The 25,162-nt window shown below is 72.1% G+C and carries 23 protein-coding genes, 1 tRNA gene and 1 pseudogene; 16 read left to right on the forward strand and 9 right to left on the reverse strand.

Translation table 11 applies throughout. The annotated features are described in order from the left end of the window. Positions 1-15: 15 nt before the first annotated feature. On the reverse strand, positions 16-1,650 hold the full coding sequence (locus tag ACTG9Q_RS01270) for a TM0106 family RecB-like putative nuclease (RefSeq protein ID WP_455570683.1): 1,635 nt from the start codon (positions 1,648-1,650) through the stop codon (positions 16-18). Positions 1,651-1,727: 77 nt separating this feature from the next. Here ACTG9Q_RS01270 and ACTG9Q_RS01275 point away from each other — a divergent pair, with 77 nt between their 5' ends. The 5 genes from ACTG9Q_RS01275 (at position 1,728) to ACTG9Q_RS01295 (ending at position 5,487) form a co-directional block, all read left to right on the forward strand. Continuing rightward, positions 1,728-2,132 carry a DUF6474 family protein gene (locus tag ACTG9Q_RS01275; protein WP_455570684.1) on the forward strand — a complete coding sequence of 135 codons (405 nt, stop codon included), beginning with the start codon at positions 1,728-1,730 and terminating at the stop codon, positions 2,130-2,132. Positions 2,133-2,187: 55 nt separating this feature from the next. Beyond that, positions 2,188-2,691 (forward strand): hypothetical protein, encoded by a 504-nt coding sequence (locus ACTG9Q_RS01280; RefSeq protein WP_455570685.1) that lies wholly within the window; start codon positions 2,188-2,190, stop codon positions 2,689-2,691. Between the two features lie 42 nt (positions 2,692-2,733). After that, positions 2,734-3,480: a YcnI family copper-binding membrane protein gene (locus ACTG9Q_RS01285; protein ID WP_455570686.1), complete on the forward strand. Its 747-nt coding sequence runs from the start codon at positions 2,734-2,736 to the stop codon at positions 3,478-3,480. A gap of 255 nt (positions 3,481-3,735) precedes the next feature. Then, on the forward strand, positions 3,736-4,260 hold the full coding sequence (locus ACTG9Q_RS01290; protein ID WP_455570687.1) for a copper resistance CopC family protein: 525 nt from the start codon (positions 3,736-3,738) through the stop codon (positions 4,258-4,260). Positions 4,261-4,467: 207 nt separating this feature from the next. Next, on the forward strand, positions 4,468-5,487 hold the full coding sequence (locus tag ACTG9Q_RS01295; RefSeq protein ID WP_455570688.1) for a copper resistance D family protein: 1,020 nt from the start codon (positions 4,468-4,470) through the stop codon (positions 5,485-5,487). Positions 5,488-5,613: 126 nt separating this feature from the next. On the opposite strand, the gene ACTG9Q_RS01300 is transcribed toward ACTG9Q_RS01295, so the two are convergent. The 3 genes from ACTG9Q_RS01300 to ACTG9Q_RS01310 form a co-directional block, all read right to left on the reverse strand. Continuing rightward, the gene (locus ACTG9Q_RS01300) at positions 5,614-5,892 is read right to left on the reverse strand and encodes a hypothetical protein (protein ID WP_455570689.1); all 279 of its coding nucleotides are present in this window, start codon (positions 5,890-5,892) and stop codon (positions 5,614-5,616) included. A 96-nt stretch (positions 5,893-5,988) separates the two neighbouring features. Continuing rightward, a complete protein-coding gene (locus tag ACTG9Q_RS01305) occupies positions 5,989-6,876 on the reverse strand; it encodes a phosphotransferase enzyme family protein (RefSeq protein WP_455571293.1) in 888 nt (295 codons plus the stop codon). Between the two features lie 41 nt (positions 6,877-6,917). Next, entirely contained in the window at positions 6,918-8,291 is a 1,374-nt protein-coding gene (locus tag ACTG9Q_RS01310) for a helix-turn-helix domain-containing protein (protein ID WP_455570690.1), read from the reverse strand. A gap of 262 nt (positions 8,292-8,553) precedes the next feature. On the opposite strand from ACTG9Q_RS01310, the pseudogene ACTG9Q_RS01315 reads away from it, so the two are divergent. From ACTG9Q_RS01315 to ACTG9Q_RS01325, 3 genes and pseudogenes are all read left to right on the forward strand, one after another. Then, a pseudogene (locus ACTG9Q_RS01315) lies at positions 8,554-8,745 on the forward strand (hypothetical protein); the annotation flags it as partial. Between the two features lie 12 nt (positions 8,746-8,757). Then, the gene (locus ACTG9Q_RS01320) at positions 8,758-9,102 is read left to right on the forward strand and encodes a hypothetical protein (RefSeq protein ID WP_455570691.1); all 345 of its coding nucleotides are present in this window, start codon (positions 8,758-8,760) and stop codon (positions 9,100-9,102) included. 264 nt (positions 9,103-9,366) lie between these two features. Continuing rightward, complete coding sequence (locus ACTG9Q_RS01325) at positions 9,367-9,987, forward strand: TetR family transcriptional regulator (protein WP_455570692.1); 621 nt, start codon at positions 9,367-9,369, stop codon at positions 9,985-9,987. On the opposite strand, the gene ACTG9Q_RS01330 is transcribed toward ACTG9Q_RS01325, so the two are convergent. Beyond that, entirely contained in the window at positions 9,984-11,180 is a 1,197-nt protein-coding gene (locus ACTG9Q_RS01330; protein WP_455570693.1) for an amino acid deaminase/aldolase, read from the reverse strand. The two genes, ACTG9Q_RS01325 and ACTG9Q_RS01330, sit on opposite strands and share 4 nt — an antisense overlap. A 61-nt stretch (positions 11,181-11,241) precedes the next feature. On the opposite strand from ACTG9Q_RS01330, the gene ACTG9Q_RS01335 reads away from it, so the two are divergent. Continuing rightward, positions 11,242-12,549, forward strand: a complete 1,308-nt coding sequence (locus ACTG9Q_RS01335) for a D-arabinono-1,4-lactone oxidase (RefSeq protein ID WP_455570694.1) — start codon at positions 11,242-11,244, stop codon at positions 12,547-12,549. Here the strand turns inward: ACTG9Q_RS01335 and ACTG9Q_RS01340 are convergent. The 3 genes from ACTG9Q_RS01340 to ACTG9Q_RS01350 form a co-directional block, all read right to left on the reverse strand. Further along, positions 12,513-13,178: an NAD(P)H-binding protein gene (locus ACTG9Q_RS01340; protein WP_455570695.1), complete on the reverse strand. Its 666-nt coding sequence runs from the start codon at positions 13,176-13,178 to the stop codon at positions 12,513-12,515. The two genes, ACTG9Q_RS01335 and ACTG9Q_RS01340, sit on opposite strands and share 37 nt — an antisense overlap. 16 nt (positions 13,179-13,194) lie before the next feature. Next, the gene (locus tag ACTG9Q_RS01345; protein ID WP_455570696.1) at positions 13,195-13,833 is read right to left on the reverse strand and encodes a hypothetical protein; all 639 of its coding nucleotides are present in this window, start codon (positions 13,831-13,833) and stop codon (positions 13,195-13,197) included. 735 nt (positions 13,834-14,568) lie between these two features. After that, positions 14,569-14,651 (reverse strand) — tRNA-Leu (locus ACTG9Q_RS01350). Positions 14,652-14,779: 128 nt separating this feature from the next. On the opposite strand from ACTG9Q_RS01350, the gene ACTG9Q_RS01355 reads away from it, so the two are divergent. The 7 genes from ACTG9Q_RS01355 to pknB all read left to right on the forward strand — a co-directional run bounded on the left by ACTG9Q_RS01355 (position 14,780) and on the right by pknB (position 24,426). Further along, entirely contained in the window at positions 14,780-15,997 is a 1,218-nt protein-coding gene (locus ACTG9Q_RS01355) for an FhaA domain-containing protein (RefSeq protein WP_455570697.1), read from the forward strand. Positions 15,998-16,161: 164 nt separating this feature from the next. Then, positions 16,162-16,614, forward strand: a complete 453-nt coding sequence (locus tag ACTG9Q_RS01360; RefSeq protein ID WP_455570698.1) for an FHA domain-containing protein FhaB/FipA — start codon at positions 16,162-16,164, stop codon at positions 16,612-16,614. Further along, positions 16,611-18,023, forward strand: a complete 1,413-nt coding sequence (locus tag ACTG9Q_RS01365) for a PP2C family protein-serine/threonine phosphatase (protein ID WP_455570699.1) — start codon at positions 16,611-16,613, stop codon at positions 18,021-18,023. The genes ACTG9Q_RS01360 and ACTG9Q_RS01365 overlap by 4 nt, the downstream gene beginning before the upstream one ends. Further along, positions 18,023-19,486 (forward strand): FtsW/RodA/SpoVE family cell cycle protein, encoded by a 1,464-nt coding sequence (locus ACTG9Q_RS01370; RefSeq protein ID WP_455570700.1) that lies wholly within the window; start codon positions 18,023-18,025, stop codon positions 19,484-19,486. Before ACTG9Q_RS01365 ends, ACTG9Q_RS01370 begins: the two co-directional genes overlap by 1 nt. After that, on the forward strand, positions 19,483-20,976 hold the full coding sequence (locus ACTG9Q_RS01375) for a peptidoglycan D,D-transpeptidase FtsI family protein (protein WP_455570701.1): 1,494 nt from the start codon (positions 19,483-19,485) through the stop codon (positions 20,974-20,976). Before ACTG9Q_RS01370 ends, ACTG9Q_RS01375 begins: the two co-directional genes overlap by 4 nt. A 2-nt stretch (positions 20,977-20,978) precedes the next feature. Beyond that, positions 20,979-22,370 (forward strand): protein kinase domain-containing protein, encoded by a 1,392-nt coding sequence (locus tag ACTG9Q_RS01380; RefSeq protein ID WP_455570702.1) that lies wholly within the window; start codon positions 20,979-20,981, stop codon positions 22,368-22,370. A gap of 52 nt (positions 22,371-22,422) precedes the next feature. Continuing rightward, the gene (gene pknB, locus ACTG9Q_RS01385) at positions 22,423-24,426 is read left to right on the forward strand and encodes a Stk1 family PASTA domain-containing Ser/Thr kinase (protein ID WP_455570703.1); all 2,004 of its coding nucleotides are present in this window, start codon (positions 22,423-22,425) and stop codon (positions 24,424-24,426) included. A 57-nt stretch (positions 24,427-24,483) separates the two neighbouring features. Here the strand turns inward: pknB and ACTG9Q_RS01390 are convergent, their stop codons facing one another. Continuing rightward, positions 24,484-25,134, reverse strand: coding sequence for an aminodeoxychorismate/anthranilate synthase component II (locus tag ACTG9Q_RS01390; protein ID WP_455570704.1), 651 nt, complete (start codon positions 25,132-25,134; stop codon positions 24,484-24,486). Positions 25,135-25,162: the final 28 nt, after the last annotated feature.

Raw genomic sequence — 25,162 nt, forward strand, 5'->3', positions numbered from 1 at the left:
ACCACCGTAACGCGATCAGAGATCGCCGACGTACGGAATCCCTTCCACGGCGGGAGAGGACATCCAGCGGCGCAGGGCGGCCGTGGCGAGCACGTCGTCCTCGTTGTACTCCAGCAGCCGCACGCGCTGCGCCGGGTCGGGCTCGCCGCCGTCCAGGCCGACGGCCGCGCGGTACCAGCGCATGGAGTTCTCCCCGCCCGCGTCCGGGTCGCGCCAGGTGAAGCCCGCGACCGGGGCGATCGTCTTGAGGCCCTTGCCCTGCGAGCACAGGAACTGGTCGCGGACGCCTGCGAACAGGTCGAACCACCCGTCGGACTCGATGAAGGCCAGGATCTCCCCGCGCCGGGGTATCCCCGGGCGGCCCGCGAAGCGCCGGGCCGAGGACAGCAGCCAGCGGTTCTCGGCGAGCTCGTTGTAGCAGTACGCCCGGAAGGACAGGCCGCGCTCGGCCGCCGCCTGCCGGACACCGCTCAGCCAGCGCCAGAACTCCGCGAACGAGCGGGCCTCGTCGTCGGTGGGCAGCGGCTCCCAGCTGACGAAGGCGCGGTAGCCCGGCTGCTCTCCGACGTCGGCGCCGGAGAGCAGCGCCCCCCACAGGTACGCCCCGGCGTCGCCGAAGCTCTCCATGTCCACGTCGACCTCGACGTCGGCGCGGGGCACGGTGACCGACTCGACCCTGCGCACCAGCGTCAGGCCTGCCAGCCAGGCGCGGGCCAGGCCGACCGCGTCCTGCACCGGCATGCCGACCAGGGCGGGCACGTCGTCGTCGGCGGGGTCGACCAGGGCCAGCTCGTCGACGGTGCGCACGCCCGCGGCGCGCAGCAGACCGGCGTCCTCCCCCCGGACGACGAGGCTGACGTCGCGGTTGGCCCGCAGGTGCCCCTCGCACACCGGCCACCACGGGCAGCTGCGGCACTCCACGATCCGCGACGGCTCGGCCAGCGGGTCGGCGCCGGTGGCCGCCGCGGCGGCGACGGAGAGGCGGTCGGCGAAGCGGCTGTCGTACTCCTCCAGCGCCGTGCGCCCGCCGGGCCAGGTCGGGGCGGCCAGGTCGTGCCAGACGACGACGTCGCCCTCCAGGCCGACCACGCCCGCCAGGGTGTGCCGCGGGTCGGCGTGGCCCGCGGCCTCCAGGAGCCTGCGCACGTGGGCCAGGCGGAGCTGGTCGCGCGGCTGCGGGCGCACCTTGCGGGCGGTGTCCGGCGTGCCGCCGACCATCGTCAGGTCGGTCAGGGCGCAGGTGCGCGCGCCGGACCCGGGATCGGTGACCTTGTGCCGCACGACCAGCACCGGCACGTACCCCTGCTCGGTGCGCACCAGCAGGTCGATGGTGCCGCGCCTGCCGCCCGCCGGGTCGCGCGGCAGCTGGGCGGCCCAGACGAACGCCGCGCCGTCGGCCAGGGCGGCCAGGGTGGCGGCCTCGCGCTCGCCCGCGGGGCCGGGCGCCACCTCGGTCCAGCTCGCGCCCATGCGCTCGGCCAGGCGGTCGGCGATGGCGCGGCGGTGGGCGGCGGCGTCGGCCTTGCGCAGCTCGGCGGTCGGGTCGGGGGCGGCGCGCGGGGCCTCCCGCATGGCCGGGTCGTGCTCGAGGTGCACACGACGCCTGCAGCGGCTCACCACGCCGGCGTCGAGGAGCACCGTAGTAGTCACGTACCGCAGTTTAGTTGCCCTGTGCGACACATCGGCGGGGTCGGTAGGTTGCACACCATCGAGCCGGGAGGCAGGAGATGGGGCGGATCACGCCGAGCAGGGCCAGGAACGCCATCGGGGTCGCCAAGGTGCTGGCGCCCGCGCTGATTCCGGTGGTGACGCCGTACCTGATCCAGACCGCGGGCACGCTGCGCGACCACTGGGACCGCCACCGCGCGCGGCGGCTGGGCGTCGCCGTCGGCGACCTCGCCCAGTACTCCGGGTACGGCGGCTCGCTGCACGCGCGCATCACCGGCATCGCCACGGCGCTGCCCGAGCTGCCCCAGCGCGACGAGGACACCGAGCTGCGGCTGCGCCAGCTCGCCGCCGCCGTCCGCGCCGCCGAGCGGATGCCCGCGCCGCGCAGGCGGGCCGCGCACCGGGCGATCGACGTCGAGCTGACCCGGATCGAGGAGCGCCTGCTGCGCTCGATGGGTGTGTGACCGAGCATCCTCGGAGAGCCCGGCCACTGGACAGCGCCCTTTAGGCTGTGGTGCTGTGACCACCCGTCCCGCCCGCTCCCCGCGCTTGGCGCGCGGCGCGCTGCTGGGCGCGTGCACCGGGGCGCTGGCCGTCGCCGCGCACGGGATGGCGGGCGGCGGGGTGCCCGACCTCGCCCCGACGCTGGCGATCGTGGCGCTGGTCGCGTGGGCCGGGTCGGCGGTGGGCAGGCTGGGCCTGTTGATGACGACGGGCCTGCTGGCGGGTAGTCAGACGGCTCTGCACTTGCTGCTCACCGTGGTGGCGCATTCAGGTTCTCTCGTCTCCATGACTTTCGCCCACTTGGGCGCGACGCTGATCGCCGCCGTGCTGGTGACCCGGGCAGGTGTCGCGCTGGACGCGCTGGCCACGGCCGTGCGCGGCCTGGTGCGCGCGGTCGTCGCGCCGCCGTCGAGCCCGGCTTTCCGGGTCGCGCTGTGGGTGTTCCCGCGAGTGGACTCGCTGCTCGCGGTCGTTCTGCGCGTGGTGTGCGGGCGGCGCGGGCCGCCGTTGTTCTCCTGAAATTCGCTTCGGTTCCCCCTTCTCATTTCAGGAGACAACAAAATGAGTCGCTTCTTCGCGCGCGCCACAGTCGTGGCCGCGATCGCGGGCAGCGCCGCGCTGCTCGCCGCCGGTCCCGCCTCGGCCCACGTGACCGCCAAGGTCATCGGCGAATCCGCCGAGCAGGGCGGCTACACCAAGATCACCTTCCGGGTCCCGAACGAGGACGACGCGGCGGGCACGGTCAAGCTGGAGCTGCGCCTGCCCACCGACACCCCGATCACCTCGCTGCGCACCAAGCCGATGGCCGGGTGGACGGCCAAGATCACCAAGTCCGCGCTCGCCGAGCCCATCAAGGTCCACGGCAGCGAGGTCACGGAGGCGATCACCTCCATCGTCTGGACCGCCGCCTCGGGCACCCGCATCGGCCCAGGCGAGTTCGGCGAGTTCGAGGTCAGCGGCGGCCCGATGCCCGAAACCGACCAGCTGGTGATCCCCGCGATCCAGACCTACGACAGCGGCAAGGTCGTCGCCTGGGACGCGCCGCCCACCGACGGCGAGGAGCCCGAGCGCCCGGCCCCGGTCGTCACCCTGGCCGCCGCCTCCGGCGACCATCACGGCACCTCGACCCCGGTCGCGGCCGAGGCCGGGGCTGGGACCGGGGGTGACGACCACGCCGCCGCGGCGTCCTCGGACACCACCGCCCGCTGGCTGGGCGGCGCCGGGCTGGCCGTCGGCGCCCTGGGCCTGGGCATCGGCGTCGGCGCCACCCTCCGCGCCCGCCGCCTCACCGCCCGCTCGGAGGCGTAGCAGATGCGCGCACTCCTCGCCCTGGTTGTCCACAGCACCCCGAGTTGTCCACACCCCCAGCTTTCCCCCCCTTCCGCACCCCTTCGCGCCGGTAGACTGGACAAGGGCCGTCCCCCCAGGGTGGGTGGGGGCTGTCCTGGTGTTGGCGGGGGCGGCTCTGCCGCGGGTGGGGGTGACGTTTCCGCAGGTGGAGGCGGCATTTCCACAGGTGGGGGTCGCTTTGCCGCGGGTCGGGTTTTGGGGCGTGGGGGGTGGGTGGTCCGGCGGGTTGTGGCGGTTGGGCTGGCTGCCTTTTTCGGGCTGGTTTGGCTGGCCGGGCCCGCGTTCGCGCACAACCAGTTGGTGGGGAGTTCGCCCGCGGACAAGGCGTCGGTGGCGTCGGGGCCCGCGTCGGTGGAGCTGACCTTCGACCAGCCGGTTCAGGGGAACGCGGAACTGAACTCGGTGGTCATCGTGGGGCCCGGGGACACGCAGTGGCAGGACGGGGAGCCGTCGGTCAGCGGGAACAAGGTCTCCGTGGGGGTCCGCGAGTTGGGGCCTGCCGGGGAGTACCGGGTCGGCTACCAGATCCTGTCGGCCGACGGGCACCCGGTGCGGGGGGAGATCCGGTTCACGCTGACCCAGGCGGGGAACGGGACGCCCGCCGCGGTCGAGGCGCCGGTGATCGAGGACAGCGGGGACGGCGGGGTGCCGGTCTGGGTGTGGATCGGTGGCGCTGTCGTGCTCGTCGCGGCCGGGGTTGTCCTGGCCATGCGGCTGGGCGGTGGACCGGGCAAGTAGGGCTGATCGGCGAGATGCCCGGTTGGTTTCCAGCCGGGCATCTCGCGTCGGCGCGGTCGCTGCTCACGCGGCGGGCCTGGGAGGGCTCGCGGCACTGCTCGCCTGGGACCTGGTCCGGGCGCTGACCGGCGGTCCCGGAAGGCGCGGTACGCGCAGCCGACCGTGCTCGCGTCACCATTGCCTCACCCACAAGACGAGGACGGAACCGTGCGGCACAACCACTCCGGCCGGACAGCGGCGCCCGCCGGTCGCCACCTGGTCGTGGTGCTGGGGCTCGCGGCGGTGGTCGGTGTCCTGGTGGGGATGGCGGTGACCGCCGCCGAGCCGATCCCGGGGCTGCCGGAGCCAGGCGCGCTGGTGCGGGTCGGGCTGCCGGTGGCGCGGGTGCTGCTCGACCTGGCCGCGGTGGCCACGGTGGGGTTGTGCCTGCTGCCGATGCTCGTCGGGGTCGACCGGCCCAGGGCCGCGGAGCCGGTGCTCGCCACCGCGCGGCGGGCGGCGGTGGCGGCCGCGGTGGCGTGGGCCGTCGCCGCGCTGGTGGCGCTGGTGCTGCAGACCGCGGAGTTGCGGGCCAGTGGGGATGTCGGCCTGGGCGCGATCACCGACTACGTCACCACCGTCGGGGCGGGGAAAGCCCTGGTGTTCGTGGCGGTGTTCGCCCTCATCACGGCGGTGTTGTGCGGGCTGGCCGTGCGGCGGGGGGACGCGGTGCCCGCGGAGTTGCGGGCGGCGGTCGCGCTGTTCACGCTGCTGCCGCTGCCGGTGACCGGGCACGCGACCGGGTGGCGGTGGCACGACTTCACGATGATCTCGATGGAGCTGCACGTCATGGCCGCCGCGGCGTGGACCGGCGGGCTGGGCGCGGTCGTCGTGCTCCTGGCAGCCAACCGGTCGCTGTTGGCGCGGACGCTGCCGCGGTTCTCCAGGCTGGCCACGGTGTGCATCGGCGTGGTGGCCGTGACCGGGGTGTTCAACGCGCTGATCGAGCTGTCGGGGCCCGGGTTCTGGACCGGGCTGTTCGGCACCGGCTACGGCGCGGTCGTGGTGCTCAAGGTGCTCTGCCTGAGCGCGCTGGCCGTGCTCGGGGCCACCATCCGGTTCCGGCTGCTGCCCGGCATCGCCGCGCACCGGCGGGCGCCGCTGGTGGCGTGGGCCACCGCCGAACTGGCGGTGATGGGCCTGGCGTTCGGGCTCGCCGTGGTCCTCACCCGCGTGCCCGCGCTCTGAGGTGTCCAGAGGGAGGTATCCACAGGTTTGTCCACAGACCCTGTGGACAAACCCCTTTCATCGACCGTTGGTGCCGCTCAACGGTCTGGCGGCAGTCCGAAGCAACCTCGGACAGCTGTCCGGCTTTTACGGTGAATGGTCCGTCCGGCTCGGTGAGATGCAGGCCGTCCGGCGGATCAGGACGAGGCGGTCGGCGGCCGCGCGGGCGCGGCGGTCGAGCTCGCGCCGGGGAATCCAGCCCTTGGCGTAGTGCCGGTACGCCTGCGCCAGCAGGACCAGCTCGGCCAGGTGGTCGGCGGCGCGCTGGCGGCCCTCCTCGGGCAGCCGCGCGAGCATGGCGAGCTGGCTCTCCACGACGTCGTCCAGGACCTTCGCCGAATCCAGCGCCTTGCGTTTTCCGAACACTCCCCGACCGCCCCTCATGCCAACCCTCGCAGTGCTGTCGCACACACAACGCATCCCGTTACCGCGCCAACACCGCCGAATGGGGGAATCGACGGCTCACGTGTACCGGGACCAGGTCGCCGAAGTATCACCGAGACGGAAGTCACGCAGGCGGCGCAGCAGTTCCGGGCGCACTTCCGGGCTACTCGCCATGATCGGCAGCACGCTGGTGGTCAGCTTGAGCTCGCGCACCTCGCGCAGCACCGCGAACCCCGGCCAGGCCATCACGTCGAACCCGTAGGACTCGGCCAGCTCCTCGTACCGCCGCACCGGCTCGCCGAAGCGGCGCACGCCCACGGCCAGCGGGGTCAGGTCCCACTCCGGCGGGCCGACGCAGCCGGAGTCGAAGTCGCAGAGCACCGGGCCCAGCGGGGTGGGGATGAGGTTGCCGAGGTGGGCGTCGCCGTGGACGAGGCCGGTCGGCAGGGCGTACTCGACGCGGGTCAGGGCGTCGGCCACCTCGGCGCAGCGCTCGCGCAGGAACGCCAGCTCGCCGTCGTCGACGCCGTCGGCCTCGCCGATGCGCCTGCGCACGTCATCGAGCGGGTCCCACTCGGGCAGCCCCGGCGGCGGGGGCAGGGCGTGCACGGCGCGCAGCAGGCGGGCCAGGTCGGCGGGGCCGCAGACCTCGTCGCAGGGCGGCACCTCCTGCCACAGCGTGGCCGTGTACTGGCCCACCGCGACCGGCTGCTCGACCCCGTCGAGCAGGCGCACCGCGGGCACGTCGTGCTCGGTGAACCAGCGGGCCAGCTCGACGACCTTGCGCACCCGGTGCCGCAGCGCGACCGATCCGACGATGCGCACCACCACGGGGGCGCCTGCCAGCAGGAACACCGCGTTGTTGGTGAAGCGCAGCAGGCGCGCGCCCGCCGGGTCCAGGTCGACCGCGCGGCAGACCTCGGCCAGGGCGGACCGCAGGTTCGCCCTGGTGAACAGCCCCTCGATGGTCACCTCGCCCGCCAGGAGTCCAGTGGCGACCGACCCCGTCACGCCACGTTGATGTTGTTGATCTGCTCGGCGAGGTCGCGGGCGTCGGCGTTGTTGGCGCGCTTGTTCGCCTCCTCCTTCAGCGTGTCGAGCCGGTCGCGGACCCGGCTGGACTTGAGGTTCTCGGCCAGCTCCACCGCCTGGCGCCCGATCCGGGCGCCGTGATCGATGTCGCCCTCGAGCAGGTGGTTGACCGCCAGCGCGCTCAGGTTGAACGCCTTGCTGCGGGTCATCTCCTCGCCGTAGGCGTCGATCGCCCTGGACAGGGCCGGGATGGCGAACTTGGTGTGGGTCGGGTCCACGGTGGTGGCCAGCACCGTGTGGACCGTGCCGATCATCGCGTAGACGTCGGTCTCGTTGAAGAACTTGACCCAGTCCTCGGCCTCGTTGAGGTTGGCCCGGCTGAACTCGTCGCGGGTGCGGTTGATGAGCTTCATCGTCTGCTCCTTGCGGCCGAGCATCGCGTACGCCCACGCCTGGTTCGCGCAGATCACCGCGACGGCCAGCTCCGAGCCGGACTCCTGGGCGGCGATCTGGCCGAGCTGGAACATCTTCAGCGCGTCGTCGGGCGCCTTCTGGTGCAGGTACACCCGGCCCATGCGGTAGAGGATGTTGGCCACCAGCGGCTCGCTCTGGCCCGCCTTGGCCAGCTCCAGGGCCTTGCCGAAGTGGGAGCGGGCCGAGTCGGTGAGTCCGATGTCGAACGACGTCCACCCGGCCAGGCTGTGCAGGTCCGCCAGCGCCACGTGCAGGCGCTGCTTGACGTGCTCGGTGCCCGACGCGGTCAGCATCTGCTGCCCCCAGGACAGCTGCGCGACCACGGCGTCGCGGCAGAACCCGCCGCCGTACTGGTAGTCCAGGGACCGCAGCGCCCTCGTCGCCGCCTCCACCTGCCGCACGTCGGTGATGCCGATGCGACCCGGGCCGGGGGTGTGCTCAGGACTGGCCACCCACGAGCCGGAGTCCTTGCCCAGCACGTTGGCGCCCACCGTCACCTTGGCGGCGTGTGCCAGGAACTCCCGACGCTTCACCTCTTCGCTCTCCTCAGAACCATCTGCGGCGTCACGGCTCACCGCCACCCGCACCGCGGTGACCTCGTCGTAGGCGAGGCCCATGTATCCCCTGGGGACACCCAGGCCGTCGGCGATCCTGGCGAGCACGTCATAGGCCATGACCTGCCGACCCTTGAGGATCTCCGACACCTCGGACTGCGACTGACCGGTCATCGCGGCGATCTGGCGCTGCGAGACACCGGTGCGCCGGAGCAGCCGGTAGACGGAACTGACCTCCCGTGCGGCGAGCACGGCCCGCATCTCGGGGTCTTCCCACGTCTCCGTTGAAATGGGAGAACTCTGAGATCCGATCGAGTTCATTCCGCCCCCTCGCAGTCCATCGGGCGTCAAACGCAGATTAAGCGCACTCCACGAGCCGTGAGAAGTGCACTTCGGCCAAGCTGATCGGCCGGGCCGAAGGACCGCCGACCGCTTAGCGTGGAGCGGCCGCCGATCGGCGCTGCGTCTAGCCAATCCCGTCCATCAGACCTCAATGTAGTTCCTTGTAAGCGCAAGAGCACGGAGGGAAACCAAAGTCGTGGAACTGCTCCGGTCAGCACCGAACGCGGTCCGCGAGCTCCCCGACGGCGGGCGCAGGGTGTGGCGCGTCCAGTGCGGCGACGTGGTCAACCGCGACCGCTGCCTCACCGTGCTCGTCGAGAAAGACACGGTCGTCCTCGTCGGACCCCCCGGCGAGACGGCGGTTCTGACCACCGGCCAGCTCGGCCAGTTGCGGACCGCCCTCCAGGAAGCCGCCGAGCAGGCGGAAAGGTGACGGTGACGTTAGGTGGACGAAATACTCGGCCAAGTCCTGCGCAGCGCCGTGTGGGAGCGCCTGGACATGCTCACCGAGCTGGCCAACCGTGCTGATGCCCCTTCCCTGCTTTCCGTTGCCCGTTCCGAGCTGCCTCGCCTGACCGAGGGCTGGCGCGCGATGCTCAGCGCCCACGAGCCCGACGAGAAGGGCAACTGCCCGGTCTGCTCCAGCCGCTGGCGCCACCAGAAGGCCCCGTGCCCGGTGTGGCGTGCGGCGTACGAACACCTGGTCGCGGGCGGGCTGGCCCCTCAGCAGCCCGCGCGCCACGCCTTGGGCAGGCCCCGGACCCGTCGGGTCCCCGCGGGCGCCCGCTAGACAGGCGGCTGTGGGCGCCGCCACCCCGGACACGTGCGGCGCCCACGGCCGTCGGACAGGCAGGCGGGCCGGTTCACCCGTGCCCCCGAACGCGGTGACCCGGCCTGCCGCCGACACCCCAGAAGACCCCGCGGGCCGGTGCTGCTGTACTCCCCTCCCCGACCGGCACCGGCCCGCGGTACCACACTCCCCATGACCACAGTGGCCCACGCGGGACGCGCCGACCGGGCAAGATGGAAGGCCACTGATCAAGGAGGAGCCGCGGTGGCCAGTCCGACCCCGCTACGCAGGCAGCCCGTGCAGCAGCGCAGCGCCAAACGCGTGCAGCGCATGCTCGACGCCTGCGCGGAGTTGATCGAAGAACTGGGGTACGACGGCGTCACCACCACCCTGATCGCCGAGCGCGCGGGCGTCGCGGTGGGGTCGCTCTACCAGTTCTTCCCCGACAAGCGCGCTGTCGTGCAAGCGCTGACCCAGCGCAACTTCGGGCACTTCACGGCCGAGATCCACCGCCGCTTCGACGAGACCCCGGTCGAGCACTGGGCGCTGGGCGCGGACATCGTCTTCGACCTCTACGTCGAGATGTACCGCGAGATCCCCGGTTTCCGGCGGGTCCGCTTCGGCGACGTGGTCGACATCCGGCTGATCGACGGCGAGCGCGACAACAACACCGTCATCGCCGAGCACATCGCCGCGTTCCTCGCCGAGCGGTTCGCCGTGCCGCTCGCGGAGATCCGGCTGCCGGTCGCGGTGGCGCACGAGATCGCCGACAGCATCCTCAACCTGGCGTTCCGGCGCAGCCTGTTCCCCGAGGACACGGTGATCTCCGAGGCGAAGATGGTCGTGCGCGCCTACCTCTCCGGACAACTGGAGACCTGGCGCTAGCCGAAACTCAGCCCTTCGCCCCGGTAGGTGGGGACTGTCGCGGTGACCCGGTCACCGTCGACCAGGTGGTACTCGGTGAACCGCTCGGCGGGCTCGCCCGCCTTGGCGTGCCGCAGCCACACCCGGTCCCCGATCGCGAGGCCGTCCGCGGCGCGGCCCAGCAGCGGGGTCTGCACCTCGCCCGCACCCTCCATCGGCGACAGCGACAGCCCGGCGGGCAGGTACGGCCGGGGCAGGCGCGCCCGGTCGGCCGGGCCGGAGGCCAGGTAGCCGCCCGCGAACACCGTCGCCACACCGGGTCCCGGCCTGCGCACGACCGGCGCGGCGTAGAGCAGCGCGGGTCGCGGGGTGAAGGACCGGTAGTCGTCGAAAAGTGCCGGTCCGATGAGGCCGGACCCGGCGGCGATCTCGGTGACCGCCGGGTCGGCGCCGGTCAGCTCGACGCTGCCGGTGCCGCCGCCGTTGACGAATTCCAGCGGCGCCACCGCGGTGACCGCCCGCACCGCCTCCCCACGGCGGCGCGTCAGCTCAGCTCCGGAGCGCTTTTGCATCCAGCGCAACGCAGCGGCGCGCGGCCTGCTGCTCGGGCTGTCGCCCAGTCCGGCGATCTGACCCTCGTAGGCCATCACACCAACGAGTGAAAAACCGGGCCTGCGTCCGATCTCGACGGCCAGGGCCCGCGCCTGGGCGGGGGTGAACACCGGCGAGCGGCGGGCGCCGATGTGCAGGCGGGGCAGCGGCCGCCAGGAGACGTCGAGTTCCAGGCAGAGGCGGATGGGCGGATGGCCCGCGCCGATGACCTCGGTGATGAAGTCCAGGTGCTCCAAGGAGTCCACGATGACGGAGACGGCGCGGCGGGCGCTGTCGTCGGCCGCGAGCGCGCGCAGCCCGGCCCGGTCGGCGCTCGGGTAGGCGACCAGGATGTCGGTGTCGGCCAGGTCGGTGCCCGCCCAGGTCCGGGTCAGCCAGAGGGCCTCGGGCAGCGAATAGGCCATGAGTCCGCGGTAACCGGGCACCCGCAGCACTCGTTCCAGGAGTGCGCGGCAGCGCACGGACTTGCTCGCCACCCGGATCGGCCGCCCGGCGGCGCGCCGGAGGAGGTCGGCGGCGTTGTGGTCGAAGGCGGCCAGGTCGACCACGGCGACCGGGGGGTCGAGGTGGGCGGTGGCGGTGTCGAGCCTGCGGCGGTCCACGACCACCACCGTACGACAGGAACGGTTGAAACGTGAAGTCGATTCGCATATTCTGCCGATCGTGACAAGGGCCTGGCGGAACTGGGCGGGCACCGAGCGCGCGGTGGCCGCCGAAGTGCTCACCCCGCGATCGGTCGAGGAGATCCAGGCCGCGGTGAGCGCCGCGGCCCGCGCGGGTCTGACCGTGCGGGCGCGCGGCAGCGGCCACTCGTTTACCGCGGTCGGCGCCGCCCACGGCGTGGCGCTGGACCTCTCGGGCTGGACCGGGATCACCGCGGCCGACACCGAAACCGGTCTCGTCACCGTCCGCGCGGGCACCACGCTGGCCGCGCTCAACGCCGAGCTGGACCGCCTCGGGCTGGCCATGACGAACCTCGGCGACATCGACGCGCAGACCGTCGCGGGCGCCATCGCCACCGGCACCCACGGCACCGGGGCTCGCTTCGGCGGCCTGGCCACGCAGGTCGCCGCGCTGGAGATGGTGCTGGCCGACGGGTCGGTGACCACCTGCTCCGGTGACGACGAGCTGCTCGCCGCCGGGCGCGTCGGCCTCGGCGTGCTCGGCGTCGTCACCGCGGTGACCCTGCGCACCGAGCCCGCTTTCGTGCTCTCCGCCGTCGAGCGCCCGGAACCGCTCGACGCGGTGCTCGACGAGTTCGACGGGCACTGCGCGGCCAACGACCACTTCGAGTTCTACTGGTTCCCCTACGGAACCACGGCGCTGACCAAGCGGAACAACCGCTTGCCGCAGGGAAGCGCACCGCGGCCGCTTGGCCCGGTGCGGCGATTCGTGGAATACGAGCTGATGGAGAACGCCGCGTTCGGCGCGCTGTGCCGGATCGGTCGGGCGGTGCCCGCGCTGGTGCGCCCGCTCAACCGGTTCTCCGCGTCCGCGCTCTCCGAGCGGTCCTATCAGGACGTCTCCCACCGGGTGTTCGTCACCAGCCGCAAGGTCCGGTTCGTGGAGTCGGAGTACGCCGTCCCCCGGCAGGCGCTGGGCGAGGTGCTGGCCGAGCTGCGCGCCCGGGTCCCCCGGCTGGCCGACCCGGTGATGTTCCCGGTGGAGGTCCGGGTCGCGGCGGCGGACGACGTGTGGCTGTCGACGGCGTACGGGCGCGACTCGGCCTACCTCGCGGTGCACCAGTTCGCCGGGATGCCGTACCGGGAGTACTTCGCGCTGTTCGAGTCGGTCGTCGGCGCGGTGGGCGGTCGGCCGCACTGGGGGAAGACGCACTCGCTCGACGCGCACGCGCTCTCCGACCGCTACCCGAGGTTCGCCGACTTCCGCCGCGTCCGGTCCTCTGTGGACCCTGGTGGGCTGTTCCGGAACCCTTACACCGACCGGGTGTTGGGCCCCATCGCTTCCTGAACCGCCTCGGCGACCGGGGTCGCGCCGCCGACGAGTTCGAGGGTCTGCCCGGAGCTGGAGGGCTCGTCGAGCAGGGCGAGCAGGACGGCGGCCACGTCGGCGCGGGCGACCGCGCCGGGGTCGACCGACTCGGCGAGGGTCACCAGGCCGGTGGGCTCGTCGTCGGTCAGCCTGCCGGGGCGCAGGATCGTCCAGTCGAAGTCGCGGGAGCGCAGGTCGTCCTCGGCGGCGGCCTTCGCCCGCAGGTACGCGCCGAACACCGGCTCGACGTCGGCGCGGTCCAGGCCCATCGCCGAGACCTGCACGACCCGCACCACACCGGCCATCCGCGCCGCGTCGTTGACCAGCACCGCGGCGCCGCGGTCGACGGTGTCCTTGCGCGCCACGCCACTGCCCGGTCCCGCGCCCGCGGCGAACACCACGGCGTCGGCCCCGGTGAGCGCGGCGGCGGCCTGCTCGGCGGTGCACGCCTCCAAGTCGAGCACGACGGCGTCGCCGCCGAGTTCGCGCACGTCAACCACGTGGTCGGGGTTGCGGACGATGCCGATGACGTCGTCGCCCCGGCCCGCCGCGAGGGCGGTCAGCAGGAGGGCGATCTTGCCGTGGCCGCCCGCGATCACTATGCGCATGGACCCGACCCTAGGGTCACGCGGGCTGCGCCGCCGTGTCCAGCAGCTGCTCGTAGGCCAGCTCGCACACCCAGCGGTACAGCGCGTCGACCTCGGGGAAGGCCCGCTCACCGCGGCCGGGGAGGTCGACCTGCACCCCGGCGCAGGTGTCGCCGTCGGGCTCGGCGGCCAGCACGGCGACGCCGTAGGCGCGGGCCCTGGGCAGGCAGTTGGCGAGGTAGTCGTGGGTCAGCACGGCCGTGGTCGGCAGCACGACGGCGGCGTCGCCGTAGCGCAGGAAGGGCACGGCGTTGGCCAGCCCGGTCCGCCAGTGCCGGGCGACCGCGACCGCCCCGACGATCCGCACGGCGGGCTCCGGCACCTGCCCGGCCAGCTCGGGCCAGGCCCAGGTGGAGACCGAGGCGCGGTCGGTCACCGGCTCCTGGCCGAGGCAGATCCGCTCGGCGTGCACGTCGGCGAGCAGCTCGGCCACCAGGCACACCCGCCTGCCGAGAAGCGTGGTCTCCGGCAGCACGGTCCCGGCCCAGCCCAGCGCCGCGACCGCGTCCTCGGCGAGCTCCGCCACCGGGCCAGGCAGCTCCACGGGCGGGGCCAGCTGTGCCGGGAGCGCGTTGAGGTGCTCGCTGACCGCAGTGCGCCCAGGGGTGCCGCTCACGAAATCCACCCTTCATCTGCCGCCCGTCGCAGCCAATGGTCAGCCGGGACAAGGGGTCGATTGGTACTCCACTGGAGTACCAGCCCGGAAGGGGTCAATCAGAGACCGCCAAGGGGCCCCTGCGGCCGGCGGCGCGAAGCGGGCGATAACCGGTCGACAGGCGGCCACAAGACTTCACCGCGACTGTGCCACCAACTGGGTGACCCCCACCCACCTGCATCAACGCACCCCACCCACCGTGTGCCCTGGCTCACTCACAAAGCACCAAACTCCCCGCGCACACCCAAACACACCCCGTGAACACCAATCAACCCCCACCACAACCATCCGCCAAACCCAAATTCACCAAACCCACCAAGCAACCCGCCAATCGAACAACCCAACAACAGACCCACCCCAACCCACCCGACTCAAACCAACCAACCAACCAACCGACCCGCAAGCAACACAACCACCCGACCCGCAGGCCAACTCACCGATCCGCAGGCCAACCCACCCAACCCAACAGACCCGTCCAAACCAGCCACCGCACCGTGGGCGACCCGACCGATGCTTACGTTCCCGGCCCGCACGCCGGTTCGAGAGATACCGCACCGTGGGCGACCCACCCGATGCTTACGTGCCCTGGCGCCGGTTCGAGAGATACCGCACCGTGGGGGTCTGGGGGCTCGGCCCCCAGAATGGAAACAGCCGACCCGGTTCACGCTTTCCGTGAACACAGATCGGCTGAGGCCGTGGGCGAGGGGGGAGTTGAACCCCCACGTCCTTTCGGACACACGGACCTGAACCGTGCGCGTCTGCCATTCCGCCACTCGCCCGAGTGCCGCGCCCCTCATCGGGACGTGCAGAACTCTAGCACGGTGGAAAAGTGGGTCCGCACATACCCGTGTCCCCCCTCGCCTACCCGGATACGATCGGTCCAGGAGCCCGCGCGGAAGGAGGTGCCATGAACATCGGACAGCGGCTGAACCGCAGGCTGGAGGATGTTGTCGGCAACACCTTCGCGCGCGTGTTCGGTGGCAACGTCGTGCCGCAAGAGGTGGCGCAGGCGCTGCAGCGCGAGGGTGAGGCCAACGTCCGCGAACTGGCGGGCGGCCGCCTCTTGGCGCCGAACCACTACGTGGTGGAGCTCGGCCCTGCCGACCATCAGAACTTCTCGGGTGACGAGGGTCGGCTGACAGCGCTGCTCGCGGACTGTGTGGCCGAGCACCTCGCCGAGAACGGATGGGAGACCTACGGGGAAGTCGTAGTCTCCCTGGAGCGCTCCGACGGGCTGCACACCGGACAGTTCCGAACCCGCTCTACCGTCGACCCCGACGTGCAACGTCGCTCCGAGGGGGCTTCCTCCCCGGAGGGAAGACGGCAGGCATCCCCCCGCAACGCAGGAGACCGATCCATGAGCCAGCCTCCCGGCTACGGCCACCAGCCCGAGGGCGATCCCTACGGCCAGCAGAACCAGCAGTACGGGTACGGGCAGCAGCCAGGCCAGTACGCGAACGACCCGCAGTACGGACAGCCGGGCTACGGCCAGCCGGGTTATGACCAGGGTTATGGCCAGCAGCAGCAGGCGGGCTACGACCAGGGCTACGGCCAGCAGGGTTACGGCCAGCAAGGCGGCGGTTACGAGCAGCAGGGCTACGGCCAGCCTGGCTATGAGCAGCAGGGTTACGGCCAGCAGCCGGGCTACGGGCAGCCGGGGTACGGCCAGCCTGGCTATGAGCAGGGTTATGGCCAGCAGCAGCAGGCGGGCTACGACCAGGGCTACGGCCAGCAGGGTTATGCCCAGCAGCCCGGCTACGACCAGGGCTACGCACAGCAGCCCGGGTACGGCCAGCAGGGCTACGTGCCGCCCGCGGTGCAGAGCGGCCCTCGCCAGCTGACGGCGTCGCTGCAGCTCGACGACGGGTCCAACCGCAACTACAGCCTCAAGCAGGGCGGCAACGTGGTCGGCCGCGGCCAGGACGCCGACTTCCGGCTGCCGGACACCGGCGTGTCGCGTCGGCATCTGGAGATCACCTGGGATGGTCAGAGCGCCACGCTCGCCGACCTCGGCTCCACCAACGGCACGACGGTGAACGGGACCCCGGTGCAGACGTGGCAGCTGGCCGACGGCGACGTCGTCCGGATCGGCCACTCCTCGCTGGTCTTCCGCACCCAGGGCTGAGAGCGTCCGGGTCCGGACAGGGCAACGTCCGGGGCCGGTCGCGCGTCTATCCGACCGGCGGGGCGATGAGCCCCGGTGGTCGCAGAGTCATGTCCACTGCAGTCATGTCCACCGGGTCACGCCCACCAGGCCATGTCCAACGGAACCAGGAGCGGTCGCGTCAAGTGCCGGAGTTGGTGATGCAGCTGACCAGAGCGGGCTTCCTTGCCCTGCTCTGGCTGTTCGTGCTGGCCGCGCTGCGGGTGGTGCGCTCGGACATCTACGCGGCCTCCGGGCTGCGGGTGGCGATGCCGGGATTCCGCAAGTCGGGGAAGACGCGCGGGAAGGCCCCCAGGCAGCTGGTGGTGACCCACGGCGCGCTGGCCGGGACGAGGATCACCCTGGACGGGCGGCCGATCATGATGGGCAGGGCGGACGACTCGACGCTGGTCCTGGACGACGACTACGCCTCCACCCGGCACGCCCGGCTGTCGATGCGCGGGACGGACTGGTATGTGGAAGACCTGGGCTCGACGAACGGGACATATCTGGACCGGGCTAAGGTCACCGCACCCCTTCGGGTCCCTCTGGGTGTCCCGATCCGTATTGGCAAGACGGTGATCGAGCTGCGCTCATGACGCTTGTGCTTCGCTATGCGGCCCGCAGCGACCGGGGCCTGGTCCGTTCCAACAACCAGGACTCCGTGTACGCGGGTCCACGACTGCTCTCCCTCGCCGACGGGATGGGCGGCCACGTCGCGGGCGAGGTGGCCAGCAAGGTCGTGATCGCCGCGCTGGCCCCGCTTGACGACGACGAGCCGGGTGAAGACCTGCTCAGCCAGCTCCGCGAGGCGGTGGTGGCGGGGAACAGCGCCATCGCCGAGCTGGTAGCGGGCGACCCCGACCTCGACGGCATGGGCACCACGCTGTCGGCCATCCTGTTCGCGGGGAACCGGATCGGCCTGGTCCACGTCGGGGACTCGCGCGTCTACCTGCGCCGCAACGGCCAGTTCAGCCAGATCACCCACGACGACACCTTCGTGCAGTCGCTCATCGATGAGGGGCGGATCACCGAGGAGGAGGCCGCCACCCACCCGCAGCGCTCGCTGCTGCTCAAGGCGCTCACCGGCCACGAGGTCGAGCCGAGCCTGACCGTGCGCGAGGCTCGCGCCGGCGACCGCTACCTGCTGTGCTCGGACGGCCTGTCCGGGCCGGTCAGCCACGAGACGCTGGCCGAGGCCATCCAGATCCCGGACCCGCAGGAGTGCGCCGACCGGCTCATCGAGCTGGCGCTCAAGAGCGGCGGCCCGGACAACGTGACCGTCATCGTCGCCGACGTCCTCGACGTCGACTACGGCGACAACAACCCCATCGTCGGCGGCGCCGCGGGCAACGGCCAGGACGAGACGCCGCCACCGGACTCGGCCGCGTCGCGAGCCAGCGCGCTCAACCCGCCCCGGCCGCAGGAGCCGCGGCGCGACCCGCTGGCCCCACCGCCCGCCGACCCCCGGCTCAAGCGCCGCAAGCGGGTGCGCGCGGTGGTGATCTCGGTCCTCGTGCTGGTCCTGCTGGCCGCGGCGGCCGTCGCCGCGCGGATCTGGGTGAACAACCAGTACTTCGTCGGCGAGGGCGGCAGCGGCGAGGTCGCGGTGTTCCAGGGGGTGCGCGGCAGCGTGCTCGGGCTCTCCCTGAACAGCCAGGTGGAGGGGTCCTGCGCCCAGTTGCCCCAGTGCGACCGGCTCTTCGTCGACGACCTCGAGCAGTTCGGCAAGGACGAGGTGCGCAACGGCAGCAACACCTTCGACAGCATCACCGCGGCGCGCGAGTTCCTCAGCGGGCTGCGGCACCGGTTCTGGCTGCCGACGTGCGCGGACCTGGCCCGCCAGCTGACGCCCGTCGAGCAGCCCGCCACCGGGCCCGTCGGCGGTTCCGCGCAGCCTGGGACCACCAGTGTGGTCGAGACCACGCCGCCGCCGACCACCTCGGCGGTCGGGCGCACGCCCCAGCCGGGCGTGAACTGCCGCGAGCCGAGGGACGGCGGCGGCTGATGGCGCTCCCGGTCCAGGGCAGGGGTCCGGCGACCGGGCAGGGCGCGGGCAGTGATCCCGCCGCGCCCACCCGCCGCGGCACCGAACTGCTGCTGTTGGGGTTCGCCGCGCTGTTGGTCTCGATCGCCCTGATGCTCGTCGAGGTGAACGGCGAGCAGCAGCTCACCGTGCGCATCGTCTGGTACGGCCTCGCCTACCTGGCGCTCTTCGGTGTCGCGCACATCGCGGTGCGGTACTGGGCGCCCTACGCCGACCCGCTGATCCTGCCGTGCGTCGCGGTGCTCAACGGGCTCGGCCTGGTGATGATCTACCGCATCGACCTCGCGCTGGCCGAGCGGGCGGTGCAGGCGGGCAGGCAGATCAACAACGACGTGCCCAAGCAGATCGCCTGGACCGCGCTGGCCCTGGTGCTCTTCCTGGTGGTGCTGCGGGTCGTGCGCGACCACCGCACGCTGACCAAGTACAGCTACATGTTCGGGCTGATCGGGCTGTTCCTGCTGGCGCTGCCCGCGTTCCTGCCCAGCGTGATCGCCCCGACGATCAACGGCGCGAAGATCTGGCTGCGGGTCGGGCCGCTGTCGATCCAGCCGGGCGAGTTCGCCAAGATCCTGCTGCTGGTCTTCTTCGCGGGCTTCCTGGTCTCCAAGCGCGACCTGTTCATGGCCGCGGGCCGCCGGGTGCTCGGCGTCGACCTGCCGCGCGCCCGCGACCTGGGCCCGATCCTGTTCGCCTGGGGCGTCTCGGTCGGCGTCCTGGTCTTCCAGAAGGACCTGGGCACCTCGCTGCTGTTCTTCGGCACCATCCTGGTGATGCTCTACGTGGCGACCGAGCGCGCCATCTGGGTGGTCATGGGGCTGAGCCTGTTCGTGGCGGGCTGCATGATCGCCTACCAGCTGTTCGGCCACGTGCAGCAGCGCGTGGCGAACTGGCTCGACCCGCTGAGCACCTACGAGGAGGTCGGCGGCGGCTTCCAGATCGCCCAGGCCCTGTTCGGGCTGGCCACCGGCGGCATGGGCGGCACCGGCCTGGGCGCCGGGCGCCCCGACCTGGTCCCGCTGGCCAACTCTGACTTCATCACCGCGGCCATCGGCGAGGAGCTGGGCTACATCGGCCTGGCCGCGCTGCTGCTGGTGTACACGCTGCTGGCGATGCGCGGGCTGCGCAGCGCGCTGGCCGTGCGCGACACCTTCGGCAAGCTGCTCGGCGGCGGGCTGTCCTTCCTGCTGATCATGCAGGTCTTCGTGGTCGTCGGCGGGGTCACCAAGCTGATCCCGATGACCGGCATCACCGCGCCGTTCCTGTCCCTCGGCGGCTCGTCGCTGCTGGCCAACTACATCCTGGTGGCGCTCCTGCTGCGTATCTCCGACGCGGCCCGGCGGCCGCAGACGGCGGCCCCGCGCAAGCCCGTCCCGCAGACCCCGATCGCCGAGGCGGGCACGGTCATGGTGGAGCGTCCGAAATGAACACCCCGCTGCGCCGCGTCGGCCTCGCGATGCTCGTGATGGTCGTGCTGCTGCTGGCCAACGCCTCCTACATCCAGGTCATCAAGGCCGACGACTACCGCGAGGACTCCCGCAACGGGCGCGTCCTGCTGGAGGAGTACTCCCGCGAGCGCGGCAAGATCCTGGTGCGCAACGCCGACAACCAGATGGTGGCGCTGGCCACCGTGCAGCCGACCGACAACCGCTACCGGTTCCTGCGCAAGTACACCAGCGGCCCGATGTACGCCCCGGTCACCGGCTTCTACTCGGTGCGCTACGGCGCGGGCGGGCTGGAGCGGGCCCAGGACGAGATCCTCAACGGCTCCGACGACCGGCTGTTCGTCCGGCGCCTGTCCGACCTGATCACCGGCCGCGACCCGCGCGGCGGCAACATCGTGCTGACGGTCAACCCGGCCGCCCAGAAGGCCGCCTACGAGGCGATGGAGTCGCGCGGCTTCGCCGGTTCCGTCGTGGCGCTGAACCCCAAGACCGGCGAGATCCTGGCGCTGGTCAGCACGCCGTCCTACGACCCGAACCCGCTGGCCGCGCACTCCTTCCAGGCCCAGGAAGACGCCTGGAAGAAGTACAACAACAACAAGCGCAACCCCATGCTCAACCGGGCCACCCAGGAGCTCTACGCGCCCGGCTCGACCTTCAAGCTGGTCGTGGCCGCGGCGGCGCTCGAGGACGGGCTGACCAAGGAGAGCCCGGTCACCTCCACCGACAAGCTCGCCGTCGGCGGCTCGGAGCTGCGCAACTACAACCGCGGGTTCTGCAACAACAGCCCGGCCGACGTGCCGCTGGAGACCGCGCTCGCGCAGTCGTGCAACACCGCCTTCGCCAAGCTCGCCCACGACATGGGCGGCGAGCGGCTGGCCGAGCAGTCCGCCGCGTTCGGCATCGGCGAGCCCGAGCTGGGCGTGCCGATGCCGGTCGTGCAGTCCTGCATCGGGCCGAAGGTGGAGGGCGGCTGCATGGTCGTCGCCGACGAGAACGCGCTGTACCAGAGCGGCATCGGCCAGCGCGACGTGCGGCTCTCGCCGCTGCAGAACGCGATGGTCGTCTCGGCCATCGCCAACGGCGGCGAGCTGATGAAGCCGCAGCTGGTCCAGTCGATCCTCGCCCCCGACCTCGCCGAGATCGACAAGTTCGACGAGGAGAGCATGGGGTCGGCGGTCTCCGGCAGCACCGCCGAGCAGCTGACCCAGATGATGGTCTCCTCCGAGGAGCGCACCGGCGGCGGCGGGAAGATCAACGGGCTGACCATCGCCTCCAAGACCGGCACCGCCGAGACCGGCAACGACCCGAAGAACACCCCGCCCTTCGCCTGGTACGTCGCGTTCGCGCCCGCCGAGGACCCGCAGATCGCCGTGGCCGTCGTCGTCGAGAGCAAGGACGTCGCCGCCACCGGCGGCAAGCTCTCGGCCCAGATCGGCCGGGCCACGATCGGCGCCGCCCTCGGGAGGGGCTGACCATGCTCACCTCGGGCCAGCTGCTGGCCGACCGCTACCGGCTCAACCGCCGGATCGCGGTCGGCGGCATGGGCGAGGTGTGGGAGGCCGCCGACATCCGGCTCGACCGGCCGGTCGCGGTGAAGGTGCTCAAGCCCGAGCTGTGCGGGGACGCGGAGTTCCTGCACCGCTTCCGCACGGAAGCGCGCACCACCGCGTCGCTGAACCACCCCGGCATCGCCGCGGTGCACGACTACGGCGAGACCGCGGCCATCGTCGACGGGCCCAAGGACACCGCGTACCTGGTGATGGAGCTGGTCGAGGGCGAGCCGCTGGCGGCGATCGTGTCCCGCGACGGCAGGCTCAACGCCGACCGCACGCTGGACATCCTGGAGCAGGCCGGGTTCGCCCTGCAGGCCGCGCACGAGCGCGGGTACGTCCACCGCGACGTCAAGCCCGGCAACATCCTGATCACCCCGTCCGGGGTGGTGAAGCTGACCGACTTCGGCATCGCCAAGGCCGCCGACGCCGCCCCGGTGACCCGCTCGGGCATGGTCATGGGCACCGCGCACTACATCGCCCCCGAGCAGGCGCTCGGCCACGAGGCCGAGCCCGCCAGCGACGTGTACTCCCTGGCCGTGGTCGGGTACGAGTGCCTGACCGGGCGCCGCCCGTTCCTGTCGGAGAACGCGGTGACGGTGGCGATGATGCACATCCGCGACGCGCCGCCGCCGCTGCCGCCGGACGTCCCGCCGGGCGTCCGCGCGGTGATCGAGACCACACTCGTCAAGGACCCGCGCCGCCGCTACGGCAGCGGCGGGGAGTTCGCCGCCGCGGTCGCCGCCGTGCGCGCGGGCCGCCCGCTGCCCGCGCCGACGGGGTACGCCATGGCGCGGGCCGGGCACCCGGGCGGCACGCACCCGAACGGCACGCACCCTGGCCTGCTTCCCGTGGGCCCACCGCCGAACACCGGCACTTACCCGCGGCCGCAGCCACCGGTTCCAGGGCGCACCGGGTTGTGGGTGACAATCATCGTGCTCGCGGTGGCCCTGATCGCGGTGGTGGCCATCGGCCTGCCCGCGGTCATGGACGACGACAGCGCGCCACCGACGCGGACCCCGGACACCACCCAGTCCCGGGAGACCGAGCCGAACACCGACACCGAGCCGGGCGGGCCACCCGGCGGACAGCGGACACCGGTCGCCTTCGTGCCGACGCCCTACCTGGGCCAGAGCGCGCTGGCGGCCGCGGAGGAACTGGGCAGGATGGACGTCGACGTCGACGTGGTCACGGAAGACGGCGGGCCACCGGACAACCTCGCCGCGTGCATGGTCACCGGCTCGCGGCCGGAGGGCGCGGTTTTTCGTGGCGATACGGTCACAATCGTGTGCAGGCCGCAGGTTGGGTCACGGTGACGCCGATGCAACCTCAGGACAGGGATATGACTAGGAGCGGGACGACGCACCGATGACCACACCGCGCTTGCTCTCCAACCGCTACGAGATAGGCGAGACGCTCGGTTACGGCGGCATGTCCGAGGTCCACCACGGCCGCGACGTCAGGCTCAGCCGCGAGGTCGCGGTGAAGGTGCTGCGCCAAGACTTGGCCCGCGACCCGCAGTTCCAGGAGCGGTTCCGCCGCGAGGCGCAGAACGCCGCCGCGCTGAACCACCCGGCGATCGTGGCCGTGTACGACACCGGCGAGACCCTGCTGGAGCAGGGACCGCTGCCCTACATCGTCATGGAGTACGTCGACGGGCGAACGCTGCGCGACATGGTCAAGTCCGAGGGCCCGCTCTCCGGGCAGCGCGCCATGGAGATCATGGCCGACGTCTGCGCCGCGCTGGACTTCAGCCACCGCCACGGAATCGTGCACCGCGACGTCAAGCCCGCCAACGTGATGATCACCCGCTCCGGCGCGGTGAAGGTGATGGACTTCGGCATCGCCCGCGCCGTGGCCGACGGCCAGGCCGCCGTCACCCAGACCGCCGCGGTCATCGGCACCGCGCAGTACCTCTCGCCCGAGCAGGCCCGCGGTGAGTCCGTCGACGCGCGCAGCGACGTCTACGCCGCAGGCTGCGTGCTGTTCGAGCTGCTGACCGGCGAGCCCCCGTTCACCGGCGACTCCCCCGTCGCCGTGGCCTACCAGCACGTGCGCGAGGACCCGCGCCCGCCGTCGCAGCTCAACCCCAGGGTGAGCCCGCAGCTGGACGCGATCGTGCTCAAGGCGATGTCCAAGGGCGCGGCCAACCGCTACCAGTCGGCCGCGGAGATGCGCGCCGACATCGTGCGGGTCCTGTCCGGCCAGCGCCCGTCCGCGCCAATGGTCATGACCGATGACGACCGCACCGCGGTGCTCAACGCGAGCAGGCCCGTCCCGGCCACCGGCGGCGGCAGGCACCGCCCCGAGTCCCTGGCCGACGAGTACGACGACTACGGCTACGACGACGAGGAAGACCGCCGCCGCAGGCAGCGCAAGACGTGGGCGATCATCCTGGCCGCGCTGCTGGTGGCGGGCCTCATCGGGCTGCTGTTCTGGCTGCTGAACAAGGACGAGCCCCCCACCGAGCCCTCGACCTTCGCCATGCCGGGCGTCACCGGCCAGCTGGAGGCCGACGCCCGCCGCACGCTGCAGGACCTCGGACTGACCGTGCAGCGGGAGGAGGTCCCCTGCGAGCCCACCGCCGACGGCCAGCCCGGCGTGTGCGGCAACGACAACATCGGCCGGGTCATCGGCACCACCCCCGCGGCGGGCGCTTCCGTGGCCAAGCGCGACACGGTGGTCATGCAGGTCGGCGGCCGCCCGGGCAAGATCTCCGTCCCGGACGTGAAGGGCAAGGGCCCCGACGAGGCGAGCACCCAGCTCCGCGACGCGCGCCTGCAGGTGGCGGAGAACGTGCTGGAGAAGGAAGTCGACGACGAGGGCCAGGTCGGCAAGGTCATCGCGCAGAACCCGGCCGCGGGCCAGGAGGTCAACGTCGGCACGCAGGTGACGCTGACGGTCGGCAAGGCGCAGGCGAAGGCGTCGGTGCCGAACGTGATCGGGCAGGACTACGAGACCGCGGCGAAGAACCTGACCGACGTCGGCCTGACCCCGCAGCGGCGGGACGTGTCTTCGGACAAGCCCGCGGGCACGGTCGTCGACCAGGCGCCCAAGAGCGGCGAGGTGAGCCCGGGGTTCACGGTGGTCCTCGACGTGTCCAACGGCGACCAGCAGGACAAGCGGATCGAGATGCCCGACCTGGAGGGCATGACGCCCGACGAGGCCAAGGGCAAGCTGCAGGAGCTGGGCTGGACGGGCAGCCTCAACCAGATCGACCAGCGCACGTGTGAGGAAGACGAGATCGGCAAGGTCCTCAACCAGAACCCGAGCCCCGGGCAGGAACTGCAGAAGGACAGCACGGTGAACGTGCTTGTGGGCCGCGAACAGCAGGTCTGCGTCCCCGGCGGTGGCGGCGGCGGGAACGGCTGATCCCGCGAGAGCCGAGCAAGCGGCCCCGGACCCGACAACGGGTCCGGGGCCGCTTTTTCAGCTCAGGGCCGCGGTGAGGGCGCGCATCTCGCGCTCCAGCTCCGCCACGCGGGACTCCGGCACCGGGAACCCCGCCGACGCCATCCAGTTGGCCAGCATGCGGTGGCCGCCGTCGGTGAGGACCGACTCGGGGTGGAACTGGACGCCCTCCACCGGCAGGGTCCGGTGGCGCATGGCCATCACGATGCCGGACCCGGTCCGGCCGGTGACCTCGAACTCGGCGTCCGGGATCGTCTCCGGGAGCACGGTCAGCGAGTGGTACCGGGTCGCGGTGAACGGGCTGGGCAGACCGGCCAGCACGCCCGCGCCCCCGTGCTCCACCAGGCTCGTCTTGCCGTGCAGCAGCTCGGGCGCGCGGTCGACCGTCGCCCCCCACGCCACGCCCATGGCCTGGTGGCCGAGGCAGACGCCCAGCACCGGCAGGCGGGCCGCGGCGCACCGGCGGATCACGTCGATGCTGTGCCCGGCCCGCTCCGGCGTGCTCGGCCCCGGGCTGATCAGCACCCCGTCGAACCCGGCGAGGGCGTCATCGGCGGTCAGCTCGTCGGCGTCGTTGCGCCAGACCTGGCACTCGGCGCCGAGCTGGGCCAGGTACTGGACCAGGTTGTAGACGAAGCTGTCGTAGTTGTCGACCACGAGGACGCGCATACCGTCAACCTACCGGCCACCCGCGCCT

This window comes from Actinokineospora lacus (genome assembly GCF_053813445.1).